The organism is Sphingomonas sp. PSPC2-2 (assembly GCF_049897725.1).
Classification (GTDB): Bacteria; Pseudomonadota; Alphaproteobacteria; order Sphingomonadales; family Sphingomonadaceae; genus Sphingomonas.
Genome location: NZ_JAFCWU010000010.1, coordinates 143,948 through 162,313, shown reverse-complemented (window position 1 = coordinate 162,313; position 18,366 = coordinate 143,948). Strand labels below are relative to the sequence as shown.

The following is an 18,366-nucleotide window of genomic DNA, read 5'->3' as shown; positions in this document are numbered from 1 at the left end:
CGGCGTTGTAGCGCCTCAACGGAAATTGCGCGGCCTGATCTTGATCCCCTCGGTCTGCTGGCCTGGAACGATGCCCGAGCCTAGCCGTAGATCAGGAATGAAGATGTCGCGCGGCTGCCGACCGAGTGGCGATTCCGCGTCGCGTGGATCAGGTCGCATCGGGCTCTTGACCACGTCGGCGCGACTTACTCGGTAGATATCGGCGACATCCTCCCGGTTGCCGACGCTCGCGAGCAGGGGCGACAGGTCGTCGAGCCGCTGCGCGATCACATGGATCACCTCGCCCTCACGTTGGACCTGTCCCCGCACACCCATCATTGACGAACCCAGCACAGTACGGCGGTGCTTCTCAAAGACATTCGTCCAGACGACGAGGTTGGCGACATTCGTCTCGTCTTCGAGGGTGATGAACATGACCCCCTTCGCTGAGCCCGGCTTCTGCCTGACCAGCACGATCCCGGCGAGATTGATGCAACGGCCGTCCTTTACGGTCTGTAACTCTGCGCAAGTGATCATCTTGCGCGCCCGCAGCTCGTCGCGCAGGAAGGCGAGAGGGTGGGCGCGCAGCGACAGGCCTGAGGCACGATAGTCTTCCACCACCTCCGCACCCTCGCCCATCGGCGCGAGAATGACCGTGGGCTCGATGGCTTCCTGCCGTAACTTGCCCTCTCGCTCGTCCGCCGCCGCGAACAATGGCAGCGCCGCGGTGCCGAGGCCTTTCACGCTCCACAGACCCTCGCGTCGGTTGCCTCCTAGCGACCCGAACCCATCGGCCTCACCGATCCGGTCAAGCGCGCCGCGGCCGACGCCAGAGCGGCGCTGGATCTCCTCGATACTCTCGTAAGGTGTGTCCGCCCGTGAGCTCACGATCGATGCTGCGTCCCCGTTCGCCAGGTCACGGACCATGCGAAGACCAAGCCTTACGGCGAGATATTTGCCTCTTCCGGGCTCCAGCGTGCAGTCCCATCGGCTGTGGTTCACGTCGATTGGGCGGATCTCTACACCGTGCTGGCGCGCGTCACGCACAATCTGCGCCGGCGCGTAAAAACCCATCGGCTGCGCGTTCAACAACGCTGCGCAAAAGGCATCCGGATGATGACACTTCACCCAGCTGCTCGCGTAGGCGATCAGCGCGAAGCTCGCGGCATGGCTTTCCGGGAAACCGTAGGAGCCAAAGCCCTCGATTTGTTTGAACGTCCGCTCTGCAAATTCGTGGTCGTATCCGCGGCTCACCATCCCATCGATCAGCTTGTCGCGGAAATGGGAGACGCCGCCGGTGAGCTTGAAGGTAGCCATTGCCCGGCGGAGGAGGTCGGCTTCGCTCGCCGTGAAGCCGGCGCACTCGATCGCGACGCGCATCGCCTGCTCTTGGAACAGCGGTACGCCCAAGGTCTTCTCGAGCACCCGTCGAAGCTCTTCGGTGGGGTAGGTAACCTCCTCCTCACCGTTTCGCCGCCGGCGGTAAGGGTGGACCATATCGCCCTGAATCGGTCCCGGGCGGACGATCGCCACCTGAATTACCAAATCATAGAAGGTACGCGGCGCCATCAGCGGAATGGAAGCCATCTGCGCGCGACTCTCGATCTGGAAAACGCCCAAAGTGTCTGCTTTGCGGATCATCGCGTAGGTCGCCGGATCCTCTGCCGGTATCGTGGCGAGATCGAGTTTCACCCCTTTGTCAGCCTCAAGGAATTCAAACGCCCTCCGCATGCATGACAGCATGCCGAGGGCTAGGACATCGACCTTCATGAACCCTAATAGGTCGATATCGTCCTTGTCCCACTCGATGACCTGTCGGTCTTCCATCGCCGCTGGCTCGATCGGAACGAGCTCGTCGAGCCGATCGCGGGAGAGCACGAATCCGCCTGGGTGCTGCGATAGATGTCGCGGGGTATTGATGAGCTGCCGCGCCAGCTCCAGCGTCAGCGCGAGCCGCCGATCGCTGAGGTCCATGTTGAGCTCCTCGGCATGCTTTTCCTCCACGCCCTCGCGGCTCCAGCTCCAGACCGCACCGGCGAGGCCGGCCGTCATGTCCTCGCTGAGACCCAGCGCCTTTCCGACGTCGCGGACCGCGCCGCGTGCACGATAGCGGGTCACGACCGCCGTCAACGCAGACCGCGTCCGGCCATAGGTCTCATAAATCCACTGGACCACTTCCTCGCGGCGCTCATGCTCGAAATCGACATCGATATCGGGCGGCTCGCGCCGCTCGGCCGAAACGAAGCGCTCGAACAGAAGCTCAGATCGGACGGGATCGATCGACGTGATGCCGAGCACGTAGCAAACCGCGCTGTTCGCCGCCGACCCTCGCCCCTGACAAATGATCTCACGCCGCCGCGCCTCGGCGACGATCGAATGAACCGTCAGAAAATACGGTGCGTATTCCAGATCTGCGATCAGCTTCAATTCGTGCTCGAGCTGGGTGCGGACCTTGCCTTCGATCCCTTCAGGATAGCGCTCGGGCGCCTTTTCCCAGGTGAGCCGTTCCAGCTCTACCTGCGGCGTTCGACCAGGAACGCTGATCTCGTCCGGGTATTGGTAGCGCAGCTCCTCAAGGCTGAACGTGCAGCGTTTTGCCACCTCCAGCGTGCGCGAGACCGGGGTGGCGTCCTTGAGGTAACGGCGGAAGAGTCGCTCCATTTCCTCGCCCGTCTTCAGGTGGCGGTCTGCAAATCGCTCCCGCCGATCGCCAAGCTCGTCGATCGTGCATCGCTCCCGGACGCAGGTCACGACATCCTGCAGCATCCGCCGATCTGGCGAATGGTAGAGAACATCATTGGTGGCGACGGTCGGCACGTGCGCGGCGGCCGCCATGTTCGCGAGATCGCGCAGTCGGATCGCGTCCTTCGGCCGGCGGCGAATGGATAGCGCCAGATATAGGCGATCTCGGAAGATCCTCCTGGCGCGCGCGAGCGCCCCTTCGGCCACTGTATCCGCGCGGTCCGGAACGAGGATCGCAATGAGGCCCTCATGCCATTGCTCGAGGTCGGACCAGTCAAGGTGGCACGCACCCTTTCCAGCGCGCTCTTTGCCGATGCTCAGTAAGCGGCACATATGCCCATAAGCGGTGCGATCAGTCGGGTAGACGAGAAAGGCGGTGCCATCCACGAGATCGAGGCGGCAACCGATGATCGAACGCACGCCTGTCGTCTTCTCGGCGTCCCAGGCGCGCACGACGCCCGCCACGGAACTGCGATCGACGATGCCGAGCGCGGGCAGTCCCAGCAAAGCCGCGGCGGCGAACAGCTCTTCGGGCGATGACGCGCCGCGCAGGAAGCTGAAATGCGTCGTCACCTGCAGCTCGACATAGCGAGCATCGCTTGTCATGCGAATGCGCCATGGATGAACCAGCGCATGTTGCCGGTGGCATGGCTGGTCCCGTCGCCTAAGCGAAACAGCCAGTAGCGGCCACCCGTCTGGGTCTCGACCTGATAATAGTCGCGGACGGTGAGGGCCTTTTCAGCTTCAATCCCGCTCTCACGCCACCATTCGCCATGGAGGCGTTCCGGGCCGTCTCCCTGGGTCACACGGTATCGTTTTCGCCGCCAGATGAACATGCGCGGAGCATCGTCCGGCAGAAGCGCAATCACTTCGATCTGCTCGGGCCGATGCAGCATCCGAGCGGGGCGGGGCAGGTCATCATCCCATCCCGCATCGGTGATTTTGCTCAGGGCCGGCAGCATGGTCGTGGAGCGCTCTGGCATCGCGCTCGCTTGTGGACTGACCCGATGAAGGCTGCGTTGGCCGAACCGATTGGCGAGAGCATCGACCAGAGCCGCGAGGTCTGGACCCTGACGCCCGAGGCTCTCGAGCCCTTCGCCCTGTGTTGAGCCCAGAGCTTCGGCTAGCGGGGTGACCAACGTCATGGCTTCGATGCCTTCGCCCGGCTCGATCGTCTCGATTTTGGCGCAGAGCAGCTTGGCGAGATGGCGCGCAGCTGTTCCGACCCGGACCGCCTGATTGTGCCCGTCGACCCTATGGAAATAGCAATCCAGGCGGCGTGCGCCCTTGCCGATGTGGCTGAGCTGATCGACGACATCGGACACGAGGTCGCCAATTACCAACGCGAAGGCTTCCGGTGTCGCGATAGGCTCCATGAAACCCCGCCGAGCCTTTGGAAGATGTTCGGGGAAGACCGGATCAATCGGCTCATGGAGCGTCCCCAACGCCTGGTCGAGACGTCGATGCAGCTCACGACCAAACCGCTTGGCAAGCGGTGGCCGCGGCGCGTCGATGAGCTGCTCAATGCGCTCGAACCCCAATTTTCGCAGGGCTTCGACATCGCCTCCGGGAAGTCGGAGCGCCGATATCGGCAGAATCGCGATCGCTTTGCGGTGACCTCCGGGCTCGATTGTGACGGGCCGACCCGCAGGGACATGCCGCGCAACGGCGTGAGCACAGCCCGCAGTGTCGGCAACCGCGATTTGCACCGAGAGCCCGGACGCCGCGGTGCGACGATGAAGATCCTTCAGGAGCTCCTTCTCCGTCCCGAACAGCGACGCGCAACCCGTGATGTCGAGCCAGAGCCCGTCCGGTGCATCGGGGGACACAAACGGTGAGTAGCGCCGACCTGCCCAGAGCGCGAGACGGCGCAGGCCCTCGAGATCCGCATCGGGCTCCGCGTCGACCACCCGGAGTTCTGGCGCCAGCGAGCGCGCTTTTGTGACTGTCATTCCTGGTTTGATGCCGAGAGCGCGAGCGCCAGCATCGATCGCTGCGATGACGCGGCGACCGTGGTCCGGGATGGCCGTCACCAGCGGCGCATCGCAGGCGATTGGATCGTGCCGCTCAGGCGACGAATTTGCGTTCTTCCTGCGCAGCCGGTCGGTCGACCAGTGCGGCAGGAAGAGCGATACGACCCGTCGCATCGCAGCCCTCCACAATCCAGCTGTGCGGATTTCCGCCGCGCACGCGTTCCAGCTCAACCCGCCAGCGTGGTCGCCCCAGGCTCGGAATGCCGAGATCTTCACTTGGGTGAGCCGTTACTCGCCAACGCGTTGCGGCCGCCGTTCCCTCGACGGCCTGTTTAACCCTGGAAGCGCGCCGGAAGACGAAGGCGGCAACGCCCGAACCTTCTGCTGCAAGCTGCAGGCGCTTGGAGGCAGTAGTCGAATATTTCGCCACCTCCCCGACCACCCCGGCAAGGCCTGGTTGGCGCAAACATTCCTCCATCGCGAGGAGCACGTTGGTGTCGCTGCCAGCCTCGACGTGAATTACGCGGTCCGGATGCAGCCCTGCCAGGTGAAGGGCAGGGGCGAAGAGGTCGCGCCAGCGGAGGCACCAAAAAACCGGGCCCTCTACACGCGCGAGAATTCCGGCGAGAAATACGGTAGCGCTCGCCTCATCAGCCAGATCGGTACTGCCCGCGATCTCGTGAAGGGTGCCGGTGGCTATGCCACCGCCTGGCAGGCGACAATCAATGCTCTCGATCCCGAATGGAATGGCGTCGTGTCGCCCATCAGTGCCCTCGATCTGCGCGATGCGCGCACGTAGATCATCAAGGACGGCTGACTCGCGCATAGCATCACAGAGACTCGGAAGGTGATTGACTCGTTCCCTCTTTGTTCTGATGAAGGCGCGCCAGAGTCAAGCGTGATGGAGATCGCCTCTCGCGCCGTCGCCGCAACGACCGGCGGAAAGGGGCACATTTCCGACGCGAAAAAATTGTGGAGGTCTCTTGGATAGCGGCCGACGTTGGAATCCGGCAGATTGCTCTGATGAACGATCTTAACGGCAAGTCTATCGCGGAGATGCTCGCGCTCCATGCCGCAATCAACGAGGAACTACGATCGCGCGACGTCTTGCGGTCTGCCAACAATCCGACGGGAGACCTGGCCGAATATCTCTTTTGCACAGCTTTCGGTTGGGAGCAGGAGGCCAATTCGAAGAAGGGGTTCGACGCGGTGGACTCGGACGGCGTCCGCTATCAGATCAAGGGCCGTCGGCTGCACAGGCGCAACAAGTCGCGTCAGATGTCGGCGATCCGGTCGACGGACGGTTTCGATATATTGGCCGGCGTTCTCTTCAACGACGACTTCTGCGTCATTCGCGCGGCGCTGATCCCTGCAAGCGTGGTGTTCGAGAGAACGAGCTTCGTCGATTATACGAAGAGCCATAAATTTTACCTTCGCGATGATGTGTGGGATGCAGCAGGAGTCAGCGACGTTACCGAGCGCCTCCGTGCCGTCGAGCAAGCCTAGAGACCAAGTGTGGCTAACCTACGTGCCGCCGCGCGAGCGGCCAAGCGGGCCAGAAGTGTCACAGCAGAAAAAACTGACGAAAGACGCACGAACGGGATTCACATTGCCGCAAGCGATGCTAAGATTCATCTTATGTTCCACCAAGCCGACCTTTTTGATGCCGTTGAAGTCGGCCAGGGAGCGCCTGCCAAGAGCCTGAATTTGCCGGCGCTGATCGAACGGATCGCGGATTTCTCGCCGCGACCGCGCTACGCGTTCATGGTCCTCAACCTCATTGCCAAAGCCGCCGGGGGGAACAGCGGTTCAGCGGGCCCCTATGTCGATACCGAGGACGAGGTTCGCGTGCCGCTCCGCGATTGGCTGTGCGATTCACTCGTTCCGATGGCAAAGCGCGATGCGCGTCGCCTGATCATCGTCGAAGAGGTCAAAGCATCGCTCGCTGCGCAGGACGCCTTGCCAGAGGACCCAGGGGAGGCAGCAAAGGCGATCGACAACGAGGTTCGTGAGCGGGTCCGGCGCTCTGGTCGGTGCAATGTCAGTCGCGCCGTCTCCGATCTCGTCCGCGCCGGTCTGGTCCGGCGACACTATCAGGGCTACCGTGTAGACCACCATAATCGTGGCGCTCAACGTGAGGCGGTGTACACGATCACTGAGGCAGCCGCGCGGGCCCTTTGGTCTCAAAGGGCCTGATACCCCCATCGGATGGGCCTTGTTTCACAGATTTCTCATTTTCAACGGTTTGTTGAAAAGCCCGTTTCAGTGAAATTATTTGCTATTTCAGCCGAATCGTGGTTTCAACGGTTCGGTGAAAGACCCTGTTGGCATCGAACGGCGGGCGGCAGAAGCGCTCGAGGCCTTTCTAGGCTCAATCCCTCAATTCGCCGTCGGCCCAATGACGCTGACTGGCAAGCCAGGCGAGGCTGATCGAGGCGTAGACATCGTCGCTGAAACCGAATTCGCCGGCCGACCGCTCAGGCTCGTGGTCGAGGTCAAAAGCAACGGGCAACCCCGGATTGCGCACCAAGTAGCCTACCAGCTCAAACGGTATCTGGATCAGACTGGCCAAGAGGGCGTGCCGATGTTCATCGCGCCCTATTTATCTGAACAGGCGCAGGCGGCATGTCGCGAGGAAGACATCGCCTATCTTGATTTCCAGGGCAACGCGCGCCTCGTTGTCGATACCATCTTCATCGAGCGCAAGGTCGAAGGGAAACCCGATCCCGAACGACGTTCCCTGCGGACCCTGTTCAAGCCAAAGTCGACCCGGATCCTGCGCGTACTACTGAACGAGCCGCATCGGCCCTGGCGCGTGACCGAGCTTGCTGAAGAAGCCAAGGTCAGTCTCGGGTTGGTCAGCACGATCGGAACCGCCCTGCGCGAACGGGAATGGGCCGACCAGACCGAACAGGGGCTGCGGCTCGTCGATCCTTCCGGTTTGCTGGACGAATGGGCCCGCAACTATGAGCGGCCCAGAGGGGAGGAGGTCCGCCTCTATACCCACCTTCATGGCAAAGCCCTGGTGGAGCGGCTGCGTGATTTAGCGACCGAGCAGGGAAGGGTGGCGCTGGCCTCGTTCAGCGCGGCCGATTGGTACGCGCCCTTCGTTCGCCAGAGCACCAGCTATTTCTACGCAGACGAGAAGGGCCTTGGCACCTTGCAAACAATCCTAAATCTGACTGCACCCGCGAAGGGGGCGAACATTGTCGTGCGCGTCCCCGATGAGGATGGCGTGCTCGACGACGCGCGGACCGTCGCACCGGGGGTCATCGCGACCAGCCCGGTTCAGACCTATCTCGATCTCATGGCGGGCGGCGAGCGCGGCGTCGAAGGGGCAGAACATCTGAAGGACAAGCTTTTGCGGTGGCCTTCATGAACGACGAACCGCAATCGGCCAGAGACTATGACGACCGCACCAGCGCCGCGGTGAAGTCGGTGCTCGTTGAGATCGGCCAGACGCTGGGCAGCTTTCGCGGGAAGTTCGCGGTTATCGGCGGCGCCGTGCCTTGGCTGCTGCTCGAGGACAGCGAGATGCGCCACGTCGGCACCCTCGACATCGATCTCAGTCTCGACGCGCAGGCCTTGGCCGCCGGCGAGGAGTATGTCGCTCTCGTCGATGCCCTCCACGAACAGGGGTACGCACCCCGCGACACGCTCAAATATTTCCAGATGGTCCGGACGGTCCAGCCGAAGGATGACGGACCGCCGATCGATGTGATCGTCGAGTTCCTGCGGCCCTATGACGCCGTGCTGGAAAAGAACCGGCCGCCGCTCACCACCGAATTCGCGACCCAGCGTGCGTCGGGCGCGGAGCTTGCCATTCACTTCCACGAGCTCGTCGCGATCGAAGGCGATATGCCCAAGGGCGGGACCAACAAGGTGATGATCGCTGTCGCCTCGATTCCGGCGCTTCTCGCCATGAAAGGCTTCGCGCTCGACGGCCGATACAAACAAAAAGACGCCTATGACGTCTACTACTCGATCCGGAATTATCCCGGCGGGATCGACGCGCTCGCCGACGATTGCCGCCCGTTGCTCGATCATCAAAGCGGCAAAGACGGCTTTTCGCATGTCGTAGCGAAATTCGACGATCCGGACGGCTACGGCCCGACGTGCGTGCGCAATTTCGTCGAAGGCTCCGATATCCTGGACGGCCGAACGCCGGACGAGTGGCAGCAGGATGCCTTTGGTCAGGTCGATGCCTGGGCCCGTGCGATGGGATTGCGATGACACACCGATCTGCGAAGCCACGATGAAGCTCATTCACACAGCCGACTGGCAGCTCGGAAAGCCTTATGGGCGGTTTGAGCCGGAGGTCCGCGCCGCACTTACCGAGGCACGCTTCGATGCCATTGATGCGATTGGCAAGGAGGCAGTTCGCCACGGCGCGGATCACGTCCTGGTCGCCGGCGACGTCTTCGACACCGAGGGACCAGACGACCGCACGATCGTTCAAGCGATCTCCCGAATGGAGCGCCATGCATGCCGGTGGTGGCTCTTGCCCGGCAATCACGATTTTGCGCGTAACGGTGGCCTCTGGGACCGCGTGCGTCACCGCGCAGGTAGCAGCATTACCGTCTTGGCAGAAGCGCAGCCTCACGAGATTGAGCCAGGAATCTGGCTCCTGCCGGCGCCCCTTACGCATCGCCACAATCTCGATGATCCTACCGAGCTCTTCGACAGCATGAAGACACCCGGCAGTCGCATTCGCATTGGCCTCGCGCATGGATCGATCCGCGACTTCGGCACCCAAGGCGAAACCAAGAACCAGATCGCGCCCGACCGCGCCCGTCGCTCGTCCCTCGATTATCTTGCGCTTGGAGACTGGCACGGGACGCTCAATATCGATCCGCGTACCTGGTACGCGGGCACTCCCGAAACCGATCGCTTCCAGCGCGATGAGCCAGGCCAAGTGCTGCTCGTTGATATTGCCGAGGGTCGCGATCCGTCGGTCATCCCGACCCGCACGGGGCGTTTCCAGTGGATCAGGCGAAGCTGGACGGTGAACGACCAAGCCGGTTTCGATGCCGAGTGCGATCAATTGCTGGGATCGATCGATCCCGCGTCCACCCTCCTCGAACTATCGCTGGCCGGAATCACCAGCCTTACGGATCGGGTCGGGATGCTGGGCAGGCTGGAAAACGATGTCGGGCACCGTGTCCGTTATCTCGACGTCCGGTCTGGCGACCTTGTCGGCCGCCCGAGCGAAGACGACCTCGCAAGCCTTTCGGTAGAAGGCATGCTCGGTGTCGCCGCGGCGAAGCTTTCCGCCTCAATCGAAACGGGCGGGCCTGACGGTTTGATTGCCAAGCGTGCCCTGGAGCGCCTCTTCGTCGAATACGGTCGGGAGGACAGAGCATGAGCCTGTACCTGCGCCGTATCGCCATCGACGGCTTCCGCAAGTTTCGGGAGCCGATGGCGATCGAAGGGCTCACCGACGGCCTCAACATTGTCATCGAACCCAATGAGACCGGCAAGTCGACAGTGCTCGAGGCGCTTCGCGCGGCATTTTTCGTTCGCCACGGTACGAAGAACCAGCTTGCCCAATCGTTCGCGCCTTATGGCGAAGCTGTCGGACCGGAGATTCAGGTTTCGTTCGATGCCGATGGCGCACCATGGACGGTAACCAAGCGCTTCCTGCGCGGCGCATCGATCGAGGTCACCGGTCCACAGGGCAAGGCACAGGGCGAAGAAGCAGAAGCTCGCCTGCACGCGCTTCTGGGCTCGGTGCGCGACACCAGTCAAAAGGGCGACGCCGGCACATACGGCGCGCTCGGACTTCTTTGGGTCGCACAAACGGAGGCGCTCGCGGTCACCGGACCAGGGCAGATCGTGCGTGACACAGTCCGATCGACCCTGGAAGCGGAGGTTGGCTCGATCATGGGAGGCCCCGCGTACGCGCGCGTCCGATCAAGGATCGACGAGCAATACGGGCGATACTGGTCCCCCACGGGACAAAAACGCGGGCGACAAAACGAAGCCCGAGAGCGCGTCGAACAGGCCGAAGCGGCCGCTCGCGACGCCGCCGAACGTCTCGCTGGGCTTGAGAGGACGTTCTCCGAACTCGAAAGTGCGCGCTCCAGACTGAAGATCGTTCACCGCGAGATCGCGGACGACACAGACGTGCAAGCGCGGAAGGATCTCACTGCCTCTCTCGAGACGGCGCGCGCAGCTGCGCAAATCCTCGCGACGCGGCGGGCCGAGCATGAGGCCATCAGCGCGAAGACGCGCAACCTTGAAGATCTCGTCGATCGTCATCGGAAGGCGACCGACGAACGCACCAGCGCTGAACTCGCGCTTGAGGCTGCGCGCTCACGCCGCGCCGAAGTCCGCGAGGGCTTGGCCACGGCGCAGCAACGGCTTGCTGATGCGCGCAGCGCCTTAGAAGCCGCGCGCACCTCCCGCCAGGAAGCCCGCCGTGCCCTCAGCGCGGGCGAGGAGCTCTTGCGCGCGTCGCGCCGTCGAAGCGCGGTGTCGGCGGCACGCGCGCGGCACGCCGAGTTGGTTGACCTAGAGCGGCTTCAGGTAGAGGCCGCAGCACTCACTGCGACGCTGATTCCCGCCAAGGCGATGGAAGCGATCGAGGCCAACGAACGGCTCGTAGCTGAGGCGCGCGCGGCGCTCGCCGCAGGTGCGACGCGGATTGCCCTTGTCGGGGACGCTGACGGCATATCGATCGATGGCGAACCGATGACGCTCGGCGAGCGAACTCTGTCGGGTGAGACCCGCCTCCGGTTCGGCAATGCCGAGCTGATTATCACGCCGCCGGCCGGGGCGGCGAGCGCCGAGGGAGCGCTCTCCTCGGCGCTGGAGCGACAAAAGTCTGCGTTGGGAGAGCTCGGGCTGGCGAGCTTGGAGGAGGCGCGCTCGCGCAACGATACCGCGCGAGATGCCGTAGCCGAGTTACGCACGATCGCGGCGCGCATCTCGGCCGTGACGCCGGCCGATGACGTTATCGGGCTCGCTGCCGGCCCCGATGCGCTCAAGCTCTTCATCGCTGAAATGAACGACGAGAGTGAGACCGTCGAAGCCGACATCCCGGATATCACGCTCCTCACTGCCCGGCTCGAAGATGCCGACACCGCTTTAGCGCGGGCCGAAGGTTCGCAGGAAGGCGCAGTTGAGGCTCTCCGCCGGGTCGAACAAGAGGATGCGCCGCTCGCTGGCGCGGAAGCGGGCGCGACCAGCACGCTCGCCAACGCAAACAACCAGATCGAGACGATCGAGAGCCGCCCGGAATTCCCGACCCTGACGGCAGACGTCGCTCGGGCCCGCGAGCAGACGGCTGAAGCAGCAGTGAAGCTTGAGGATGCCACCCGGGACGCGACCGCGCACGATCCTGCGGCGATCACGCGCAGGATCGAGACAATCGATGCGCGGCTGAAGGCGGCGGGGGAGGCTCGTGCAAAACTCGAGATGGACGTCGCGCGGCTGGAGGGGACCATCGAGAGTGAGGGCGGGAAGGGACTTGCTGACAGAGAGGCAGGGGCCCGGGAAGAGGCAGAGGCGGCACGTGCGGCTCTTCAGCGGATCACCGAGGAGGCCGACACGCTGAAGCTCTTACGCGACACCCTCGACGAAGCGCGCGATGAGACATCGGCGAAATTCGTGGGGCCGGTCGCGAAGCGAGCGAAACGCCATATCGAGCGGCTGTTGCCTGGCTGCGATCTGAGCTTTTCTGAAGACCTCACCCTGGAAGCCATCGTACGCGGCGGGATCAGCGAAGGGTGCGGCGATCTGTCGCGCGGCACACAGGAACAACTGGCGGTGCTGACGCGGATCGCATTTGCGGACATGCTATTGGAGCAAGGCCGCCCGGTATCCCTGATCTTGGACGACCCGCTCGTCTATGCCGATGATGCGCGGCTCGACCTAATGGTCGAGATTTTGATCGAGGCGGCCGAGAGGATGCAGGTCGTTATACTGACCTGCCGCGATCGCGCGTTTCGCCATGTCCCCGGCAATCGGGTGAGCATGGTAAGCTCCGGATAGGCCTGGGCATCGACGTAACGACCGCGATCCTAAGCGGTGCGCCGGTCATCGGTCAGTGTGTGGTGCTCGTCCCTCGTCGAAAAGACGCTGGATCCGGTCGGGCATCTGCAGCAGCTTCACGGCTGCGGCCAAAATCGCCTCGGGCTCGCTCGGGAAGGCCTCGGCCGAGCTTATCGAAACCCCTCCCGAGAAGGTGATTGTTGCCTGAAACCCATTACCCTTGGGCGTGGCGGTCAACCGAATATCCACGTTTGTCCTCCAAGGCGCTTTACGAGAGCTTGAGGGTTGCGAATCCTGTCACAAAAGAGCACATATCAAACATGGCGACCACAGCTTCCTCATCGACCAGCAAAAGTACCAACACCGGTGCCAAAAAGCTTGGCCGCAGCGCAGTGACTGGCCAATTCGTGCTCGCGCCTGCAAGCAAGGGTGGCAAGATCACGATCGCGAAGGCCCGGTCGGCTGCAAATACTGTCTATAGTTCGAAGAAATAGGCTTGGCACCGGCGCGGCTGTCCACGGACGATGTTTTTATAAACTGTCCCTTCGACCCAGACTTCAAGCCAATTTTCCAAGCCCTGATATTCACAATCTTTGCTTGCGGCTTTCGCCCACGCTCCGCGCGGGAACTCGACGACGGAGGGCAGACCCGTATCGAGAAGCTATACGGTCTCATCCAGGAATGCCGCTACGGGATCCATGATCTCTCACGAACCGAGCTGGATGACGACCACAAGCTTCCGCGCTTCAATATGCCGCTTGAGTTGGGACTCTTCCTCGGCGCCAAGCGCTATGGCAACACCGCTCAGCACGACAAGCGGCTGCTCATCCTCGATATCGAGCGTTTTCGCTATCAGAAGTTCATCTCCGATCTCGCCGGGATGGACATCCACGAGCATGGTGGCAAAGCGGAGGCTGCCATCCGCGAGACGCGAGATTGGCTTGCAAACGTTTCCCGGCGCCAGATCCCTAGCGGCGACAAGATCGTCCGGCTGTACGAGCAATTTACTGCCGATCTTCCTGCGCTCGCCGCAGCGTTGGAGTTTGCTCCCGCCAAGATACCCTATGTCGATTTCGAACGTATCGTTGTCGGCTGGCTGACCCGGGACGCCTGACCGATGAGCTCCATCGTTCCCGCCGAACTGACTATGATCGACGAGGTCCTGCGCGGCGAAAGCAAGGGCTACATTCTCGACTTTTCAAATAGCACTATGCGGGAGTTCTTCACTCTCGAGTTCGACGTCGATCTATATAGCGATGACTACGCGACGGAGGGGACCTCTAAGGCCAGCCGGCTGCGATCGTTTCTGAAGCAAGTTGATGACACTTCCGCCGCGCGAGTCCTGACCCGCCTCTTGGCATATCGGGGGGCGATGCCGGCGCCTATGCGAAGTGAGATCAGACCGCTGGGTGAAGGGCAGCTTCTGGCGCTCATCAAGCGGCTTGAGCGCGGTGACGGCTCGGCCGGCACGGCGCCCAGACCCATCTTCAATCGCAACCAATATGAAGAGCTGCGTGACGAGCTCAACAGGCTTTGGGGTCTTGATCCTCGTCCTCGTGGATATGCGTTCGAGACTTACCTAAAGCGTCTCTTCGACACCTTTCATCTCAACGCCCGCGCCCCTTTCACGCTCGTCGGGGAGCAAATCGACGGCAGCTTCCAGCTCGGTCATGAAACCTACCTTCTGGAGGCGAAGTGGCAGAAGGACCCAATCGGTGTGCTCGAGCTCCACGGCTTCCACGGAAAGGTCGAGCAAAAGGCATCTTGGTCACGCGGGCTCTTTGTCAGCTTCGGGGGCTTCACGAATGTTGGCCTGCAGGCATTCGGGCAGGCTGCGAAACGTGTCATCTGCATGGATGGGCAAGACATTTACGAAGCCCTCGATCGGAATATCCCAATAGACGTGGTGCTTGAACGCAAGGTGCGGCACGCTGCTGAAACTGGGCTCCCGTTCGCGATGCTTCGTCAGCTCTTTCCGCTTCCGCACGGGTAGGTGATCATGCCTAGCGTTTAGATTGGGCCGACTGTGCCGCTGTGGCTAAAACAACAGCAATGATTAGTCTGGGGGACATTGAGTCGTGGATGATTTCGAACAACAGCCGTTTGCCGACGCCGAGTTTGCCGAGAACCCGGAGCAACGCTGCCCCTGCGTCCTCCTGATTGATACTTCGTCCTCGATGCGCGGTGCGCCGATCGACCAGCTCAACCAAGCTCTGATCGAATTTAAGGAAGAGCTGATCGGCGACGCCATGGCGGCGAAGCGGGTTGAGCTTGCCATTGTCACCTTTGGGCCGGTCCAGACGCGAACCGACTTTACGACGGTCGACGGCTGGTATCCGGAGGCATTTGAAGCGAACGGCGTCACGCCGCTCGGAGAGGCCGTGGTTACAGCCCTCGACCTTCTGCGGGCGCGAAAAGATCGGTACCGTGAGAACGGCATCAAATATTACCGGCCTTGGGTGTTCCTTATCACCGATGGCGCTCCCACGGACGATTGGAAGGAAGCAAAGCGCCGCGTCCATGAGGGTGAGGAGCGCAAGGAATTCATGTTTTACTCGGCCGCTGTCGAGGGAGCCGACATGTCAGTCCTGTCCCAGCTCGCCACGCGTGCGCCACTCAAGCTTCGCGGTCTCGCGTTCCGCGAACTTTTCCAGTGGCTCTCGAGCTCGCTGAGCGCCGTGTCGCAGTCCAATCCTGGCGACGCCGTGCCGCTTGCCAACCCTACGGCACCGGACGGCTGGGCCGTTGCCGGCTGATCCAGGACGGTGGCGGTGGGCCGCGGCCTCAAGGATCGGAACGTCGCACCTTAAAGCCGGAACGCGGAAGCAGGACGCCTATACCGTCAAGGTGTCAGGCCCTGATACGTTGTGCGTTGTGGTGTCGGACGGAGCGGGCAGCTCGAGTCACGGCGGCGAGGGCGCTTCCCTCGTCTGCCGCATGCTGTCGACCGCTATCTGCGACTGGACCGCGAACCACGGCGGGCTGCCGCCCGACGATCAAATTCACGAGTGGCTCGATACCGTCAGGGACAGGCTTGCGTCGGTAGCAGAGAAGCGGGGTCTCACGAAGCGCCAGTTCGCATCTACCCTGATTGCCCTTTTGGTCTTTGGCGAAGAACTGCTGGCACTTCAGATCGGGGACAGCGCCTTGGTCGCGCGGAAGGCAGGGCAGTGGGAGGCGATCTGCTGGCCCGAAAATGGCGAGTTTGCCGCCACCACTTACTTCGTGACAGACGATCCGGAACCGCGCCTGCAGATCACTCGCCGGACTGCTGGCGACTACGACGCGTTCGCCGCATTCTCCGACGGCATCGACAGCATAGCGTTGCACCATGCAAACCAGGAGCCGCACGCGCGCTTTTTTGATCCGATGATCAAACCGGTTGACCAAGCGGCGGAGCGTGGGAGGCTGGCCAGCCTCTCGGCAGCTTTAGGGCGCTACCTCGACGGTCCTGCCATCTGCGATCGCACCGACGACGATAAGACGCTGGTATTGGTATCGCGGCATTGACCCAGCCGGCGATCAAGATTGATGGCCGGCCATTTGCGCTGGGCAAGCGGATCGGGAAAGGGGGCGAAGGCGAAGTCTTTGCTGTCGAGAACAAGCCCGACGGCGCGGTGAAAATCTACAAGGACGAGCTGCGGGCGAAACGCGAACCGAAGGTGCGAGCGATGGTGCTTGCCGACCTTGCCGACACCACGAAATTGGTGGCGTTCCCGGCCGCGATCGCGACCGATGGCAAAGGCGGTTTCCTCGGTTTCCTGATGCGCCTCGTATCTGGCTACCGGCCAATCCATGAACTCTACGGCCCCAAATCTCGCAAGGCTCATTTCCCAAAAGCCGATTACCGCTTCCTCGTGCGCGCGGCCCTCAACGTGTCCAACGCGGTGGTGAAGGTCCATCAGAGCGGCTGCGTCATCGGTGACTTCAACCACTCGGGTGTTCTTGTATCGAACGAGGCGACCGTCTCGCTCATTGACGCCGACAGCTTTCAATACTCCAGAGACGGAAAGCTGTTTCCTTGCGTGGTCGGCGTACCTGATTTCACACCACCCGAACTGCACGGCGCCGACCTTTCGACTATCCGACGCACGGAAGCGCATGACAATTTTGGCTTGGCGGTGGCTATCTTCCACCTCCTCGCAATGGGAAAGCACCCCTACGCCGGCCGCTTCGCTGGCGGTGACATCTCGATGAGCGACGCGATTGCACAGCATCGCTTTGCCTTTTCACAGCTCCGTACGTCCGAGACGCGGACCACACCGCCGCCTGGATCGGTGAGCTTGAAGGACTTCCCGCCGCAGATCGCCGCTGCATTTGAAGCGGCCTTTGGTCGAAATCCGGCGGCGCGGCCAAGCGCGGCAACTTGGGCGACCCTGATGAAGGAACTTGAGCAGGCGTTAAGCCACTGCGGAAAGGTTCGAACCCACTATTATCCTTCAGCGGCGTCATCCTGCCTATGGTGCCGTGTCGCCGGCCGATCCGGGGTCGATATGTTCCCCGACCTGCTTGGCCCCACCCCGCAGATCGCACCCGGTGGGTCGTTCGACATAGAGCGGATCGCGGCGCAGTTTGCGGCGATCAAGCTGCCTGATCCGGCCTCCCTACTCCCAACTTGGTCCGGTCAGATCACGACCGCGAGTGAGGCCGTCGCCGCGGCCAACCGCGCGAGCATGGGCCATCGGGCCTTGGGCGCTATAGCCCTGATCGCCGCCGTCGGCGGCTTTCTGGCAGCCGTCAATTTCGCGATCGTGTGGATCGGCATCGGCATCTTCGGCCTCATCAGGTTCTTCGGCGGCCCTGTTGAACAGGCACCGTTCAAGACGGCATACAGCGACGCGGATAACCGGGTTCGCTCACTGCAGCAGGGGTTCGTCGATCGGCTCGGCCTCAGCGAACTCGTCACGGTCAAAGCCGACGTTGAGACCTGGATCCGAGCGTATCGCAACCTCGACCACGACCTCGCGCAAAATATCCAAAAACTGAAGGCCTCGCGTGAGACGCGGAAGCGGGAGGAGTATCTTGATCGTTTTCTCATCCGGCGTGCCCGCATCGCCGGCATTGGCGCGGCCAAAACGGCGACCCTGGCATCCTATGGGATTGAGACCGCCGCAGACATCAAGTCGAACGCCGTGCGCGCGGTGCCCGGCTTCGGTGAGGCGATGACGGCGAAGCTGCTAGCATGGCGCAAGACGCACGAAGACAGATTTACCTACAACTCGACTCCAGACGCCTCCGACGTACAAGCTGAGAATGCTGTTCGCGCTAATTGGGCTGCAAAGCGCAACGATCTCCAAACCAAGATACGCTCGGCATTAGCCGCGCTTCAGACAGGCCCGCAGCAGATTACGACGCGTGCGCGGAACGGCGATCCTGCTCTGCTCGACGCACTCGCAAAGCGCGCCCAGGCGGCGCACGATCTCAAGACGCTTGGACTTCCCGTACCGGCTGCTGTGCCTTTTACAGTCAAGGCCCGGCAGGCTCCATCCCCGGGTACGCCGCCTCGCCCAGCACCGACAGGGATCGCAGCTGCGCCGAGCTGCCCGCAGTGCGGATCGTCGATGCGGCGACGGACTGCTCGGAAAGGCCATCGCGCGGGCAACCAATTTTGGGGGTGCACCCGCTATCCGACATGCCGGGGCACCCGGAATTGAACGTCATGCAAGCCGTTCAAAAT

At 62.3% G+C, this 18,366-nt stretch carries 15 protein-coding genes; 11 read left to right on the top strand and 4 right to left on the bottom strand.

The window, feature by feature from the left end; translation table 11 throughout:
* Positions 1–15 precede the first annotated feature (15 nt).
* From ACP7BY_RS17365 to ACP7BY_RS17355, 3 genes are read right to left on the bottom strand one after another with little or no spacing between them, the layout of a single operon-like run.
* Positions 16–3,327, bottom strand: a complete 3,312-nt coding sequence (locus tag ACP7BY_RS17365; protein ID WP_137902818.1) for an error-prone DNA polymerase — start codon at positions 3,325–3,327, stop codon at positions 16–18.
* Positions 3,324–4,868: a DUF6504 family protein gene (locus ACP7BY_RS17360; protein WP_137902826.1), complete on the bottom strand. Its 1,545-nt coding sequence runs from the start codon at positions 4,866–4,868 to the stop codon at positions 3,324–3,326. The genes ACP7BY_RS17365 and ACP7BY_RS17360 overlap by 4 nt, the downstream gene beginning before the upstream one ends.
* Positions 4,789–5,520 carry an ImuA family protein gene (locus tag ACP7BY_RS17355; protein ID WP_010405760.1) on the bottom strand — a complete coding sequence of 244 codons (732 nt, stop codon included), beginning with the start codon at positions 5,518–5,520 and terminating at the stop codon, positions 4,789–4,791. Before ACP7BY_RS17355 ends, ACP7BY_RS17360 begins: the two co-directional genes overlap by 80 nt.
* A gap of 197 nt (positions 5,521–5,717) precedes the next feature.
* Here ACP7BY_RS17355 and ACP7BY_RS17350 point away from each other — a divergent pair, with 197 nt between their 5' ends.
* From ACP7BY_RS17350 to ACP7BY_RS17325, 6 genes are all read left to right on the top strand, one after another.
* Positions 5,718–6,200, top strand: a complete 483-nt coding sequence (locus ACP7BY_RS17350; protein WP_010405759.1) for a hypothetical protein — start codon at positions 5,718–5,720, stop codon at positions 6,198–6,200.
* Between the two features lie 132 nt (positions 6,201–6,332).
* Positions 6,333–6,890, top strand: coding sequence for a hypothetical protein (locus ACP7BY_RS17345; protein ID WP_010124799.1), 558 nt, complete (start codon positions 6,333–6,335; stop codon positions 6,888–6,890).
* 79 nt (positions 6,891–6,969) lie between these two features.
* Positions 6,970–8,073 carry a type IV toxin-antitoxin system AbiEi family antitoxin gene (locus ACP7BY_RS17340; RefSeq protein ID WP_010405753.1) on the top strand — a complete coding sequence of 368 codons (1,104 nt, stop codon included), beginning with the start codon at positions 6,970–6,972 and terminating at the stop codon, positions 8,071–8,073.
* Entirely contained in the window at positions 8,070–8,927 is an 858-nt protein-coding gene (locus ACP7BY_RS17335; protein ID WP_010405751.1) for a nucleotidyl transferase AbiEii/AbiGii toxin family protein, read from the top strand. The genes ACP7BY_RS17340 and ACP7BY_RS17335 overlap by 4 nt, the downstream gene beginning before the upstream one ends.
* A 22-nt stretch (positions 8,928–8,949) precedes the next feature.
* Complete coding sequence (locus tag ACP7BY_RS17330) at positions 8,950–10,059, top strand: metallophosphoesterase family protein (protein ID WP_033964351.1); 1,110 nt, start codon at positions 8,950–8,952, stop codon at positions 10,057–10,059.
* A gap of 365 nt (positions 10,060–10,424) precedes the next feature.
* Complete coding sequence (locus ACP7BY_RS17325; RefSeq protein ID WP_426288221.1) at positions 10,425–12,689, top strand: ATP-binding protein; 2,265 nt, start codon at positions 10,425–10,427, stop codon at positions 12,687–12,689.
* 45 nt (positions 12,690–12,734) lie between these two features.
* On the opposite strand, the gene ACP7BY_RS17320 is transcribed toward ACP7BY_RS17325, so the two are convergent.
* A complete protein-coding gene (locus ACP7BY_RS17320) occupies positions 12,735–12,938 on the bottom strand; it encodes a hypothetical protein (RefSeq protein ID WP_010405748.1) in 204 nt (67 codons plus the stop codon).
* A gap of 247 nt (positions 12,939–13,185) precedes the next feature.
* Between ACP7BY_RS17320 and ACP7BY_RS17315 the strand changes: the two genes are divergently transcribed.
* From ACP7BY_RS17315 to ACP7BY_RS17295, 5 genes are all read left to right on the top strand, one after another.
* On the top strand, positions 13,186–13,803 hold the full coding sequence (locus ACP7BY_RS17315) for a hypothetical protein (protein WP_010405746.1): 618 nt from the start codon (positions 13,186–13,188) through the stop codon (positions 13,801–13,803).
* A 3-nt stretch (positions 13,804–13,806) separates the two neighbouring features.
* Positions 13,807–14,682 carry a restriction endonuclease gene (locus ACP7BY_RS17310; RefSeq protein ID WP_010405745.1) on the top strand — a complete coding sequence of 292 codons (876 nt, stop codon included), beginning with the start codon at positions 13,807–13,809 and terminating at the stop codon, positions 14,680–14,682.
* 85 nt (positions 14,683–14,767) lie between these two features.
* Positions 14,768–15,445 carry a vWA domain-containing protein gene (locus ACP7BY_RS17305; RefSeq protein ID WP_010405744.1) on the top strand — a complete coding sequence of 226 codons (678 nt, stop codon included), beginning with the start codon at positions 14,768–14,770 and terminating at the stop codon, positions 15,443–15,445.
* Positions 15,402–16,199 (top strand): PP2C family serine/threonine-protein phosphatase, encoded by a 798-nt coding sequence (locus ACP7BY_RS17300; protein WP_342626509.1) that lies wholly within the window; start codon positions 15,402–15,404, stop codon positions 16,197–16,199. The genes ACP7BY_RS17305 and ACP7BY_RS17300 overlap by 44 nt, the downstream gene beginning before the upstream one ends.
* Positions 16,196–18,343 (top strand): helix-hairpin-helix domain-containing protein, encoded by a 2,148-nt coding sequence (locus ACP7BY_RS17295; RefSeq protein WP_010405741.1) that lies wholly within the window; start codon positions 16,196–16,198, stop codon positions 18,341–18,343. The genes ACP7BY_RS17300 and ACP7BY_RS17295 overlap by 4 nt, the downstream gene beginning before the upstream one ends.
* Positions 18,344–18,366 lie beyond the last annotated feature (23 nt).

What these genes read in the sequence shown, in the direction of transcription:
- ACP7BY_RS17365 (WP_137902818.1), bottom strand. Translation starts at nt 3,327, where the DNA reads ATGACAAGCGATGCTCGCTATGTCGAGCTGCAGGTGACGACGCATTTC.
- ACP7BY_RS17360 (WP_137902826.1), bottom strand. Translation starts at nt 4,868, where the DNA reads ATGCGACGGGTCGTATCGCTCTTCCTGCCGCACTGGTCGACCGACCGG.
- ACP7BY_RS17355 (WP_010405760.1), bottom strand. Translation starts at nt 5,520, where the DNA reads ATGCGCGAGTCAGCCGTCCTTGATGATCTACGTGCGCGCATCGCGCAG.
- ACP7BY_RS17350 (WP_010405759.1), top strand. Translation starts at nt 5,718, where the DNA reads ATGAACGATCTTAACGGCAAGTCTATCGCGGAGATGCTCGCGCTCCAT.
- ACP7BY_RS17345 (WP_010124799.1), top strand. Translation starts at nt 6,333, where the DNA reads ATGTTCCACCAAGCCGACCTTTTTGATGCCGTTGAAGTCGGCCAGGGA.
- ACP7BY_RS17335 (WP_010405751.1), top strand. Translation starts at nt 8,070, where the DNA reads ATGAACGACGAACCGCAATCGGCCAGAGACTATGACGACCGCACCAGC.
- ACP7BY_RS17330 (WP_033964351.1), top strand. Translation starts at nt 8,950, where the DNA reads ATGAAGCTCATTCACACAGCCGACTGGCAGCTCGGAAAGCCTTATGGG.
- ACP7BY_RS17310 (WP_010405745.1), top strand. Translation starts at nt 13,807, where the DNA reads ATGAGCTCCATCGTTCCCGCCGAACTGACTATGATCGACGAGGTCCTG.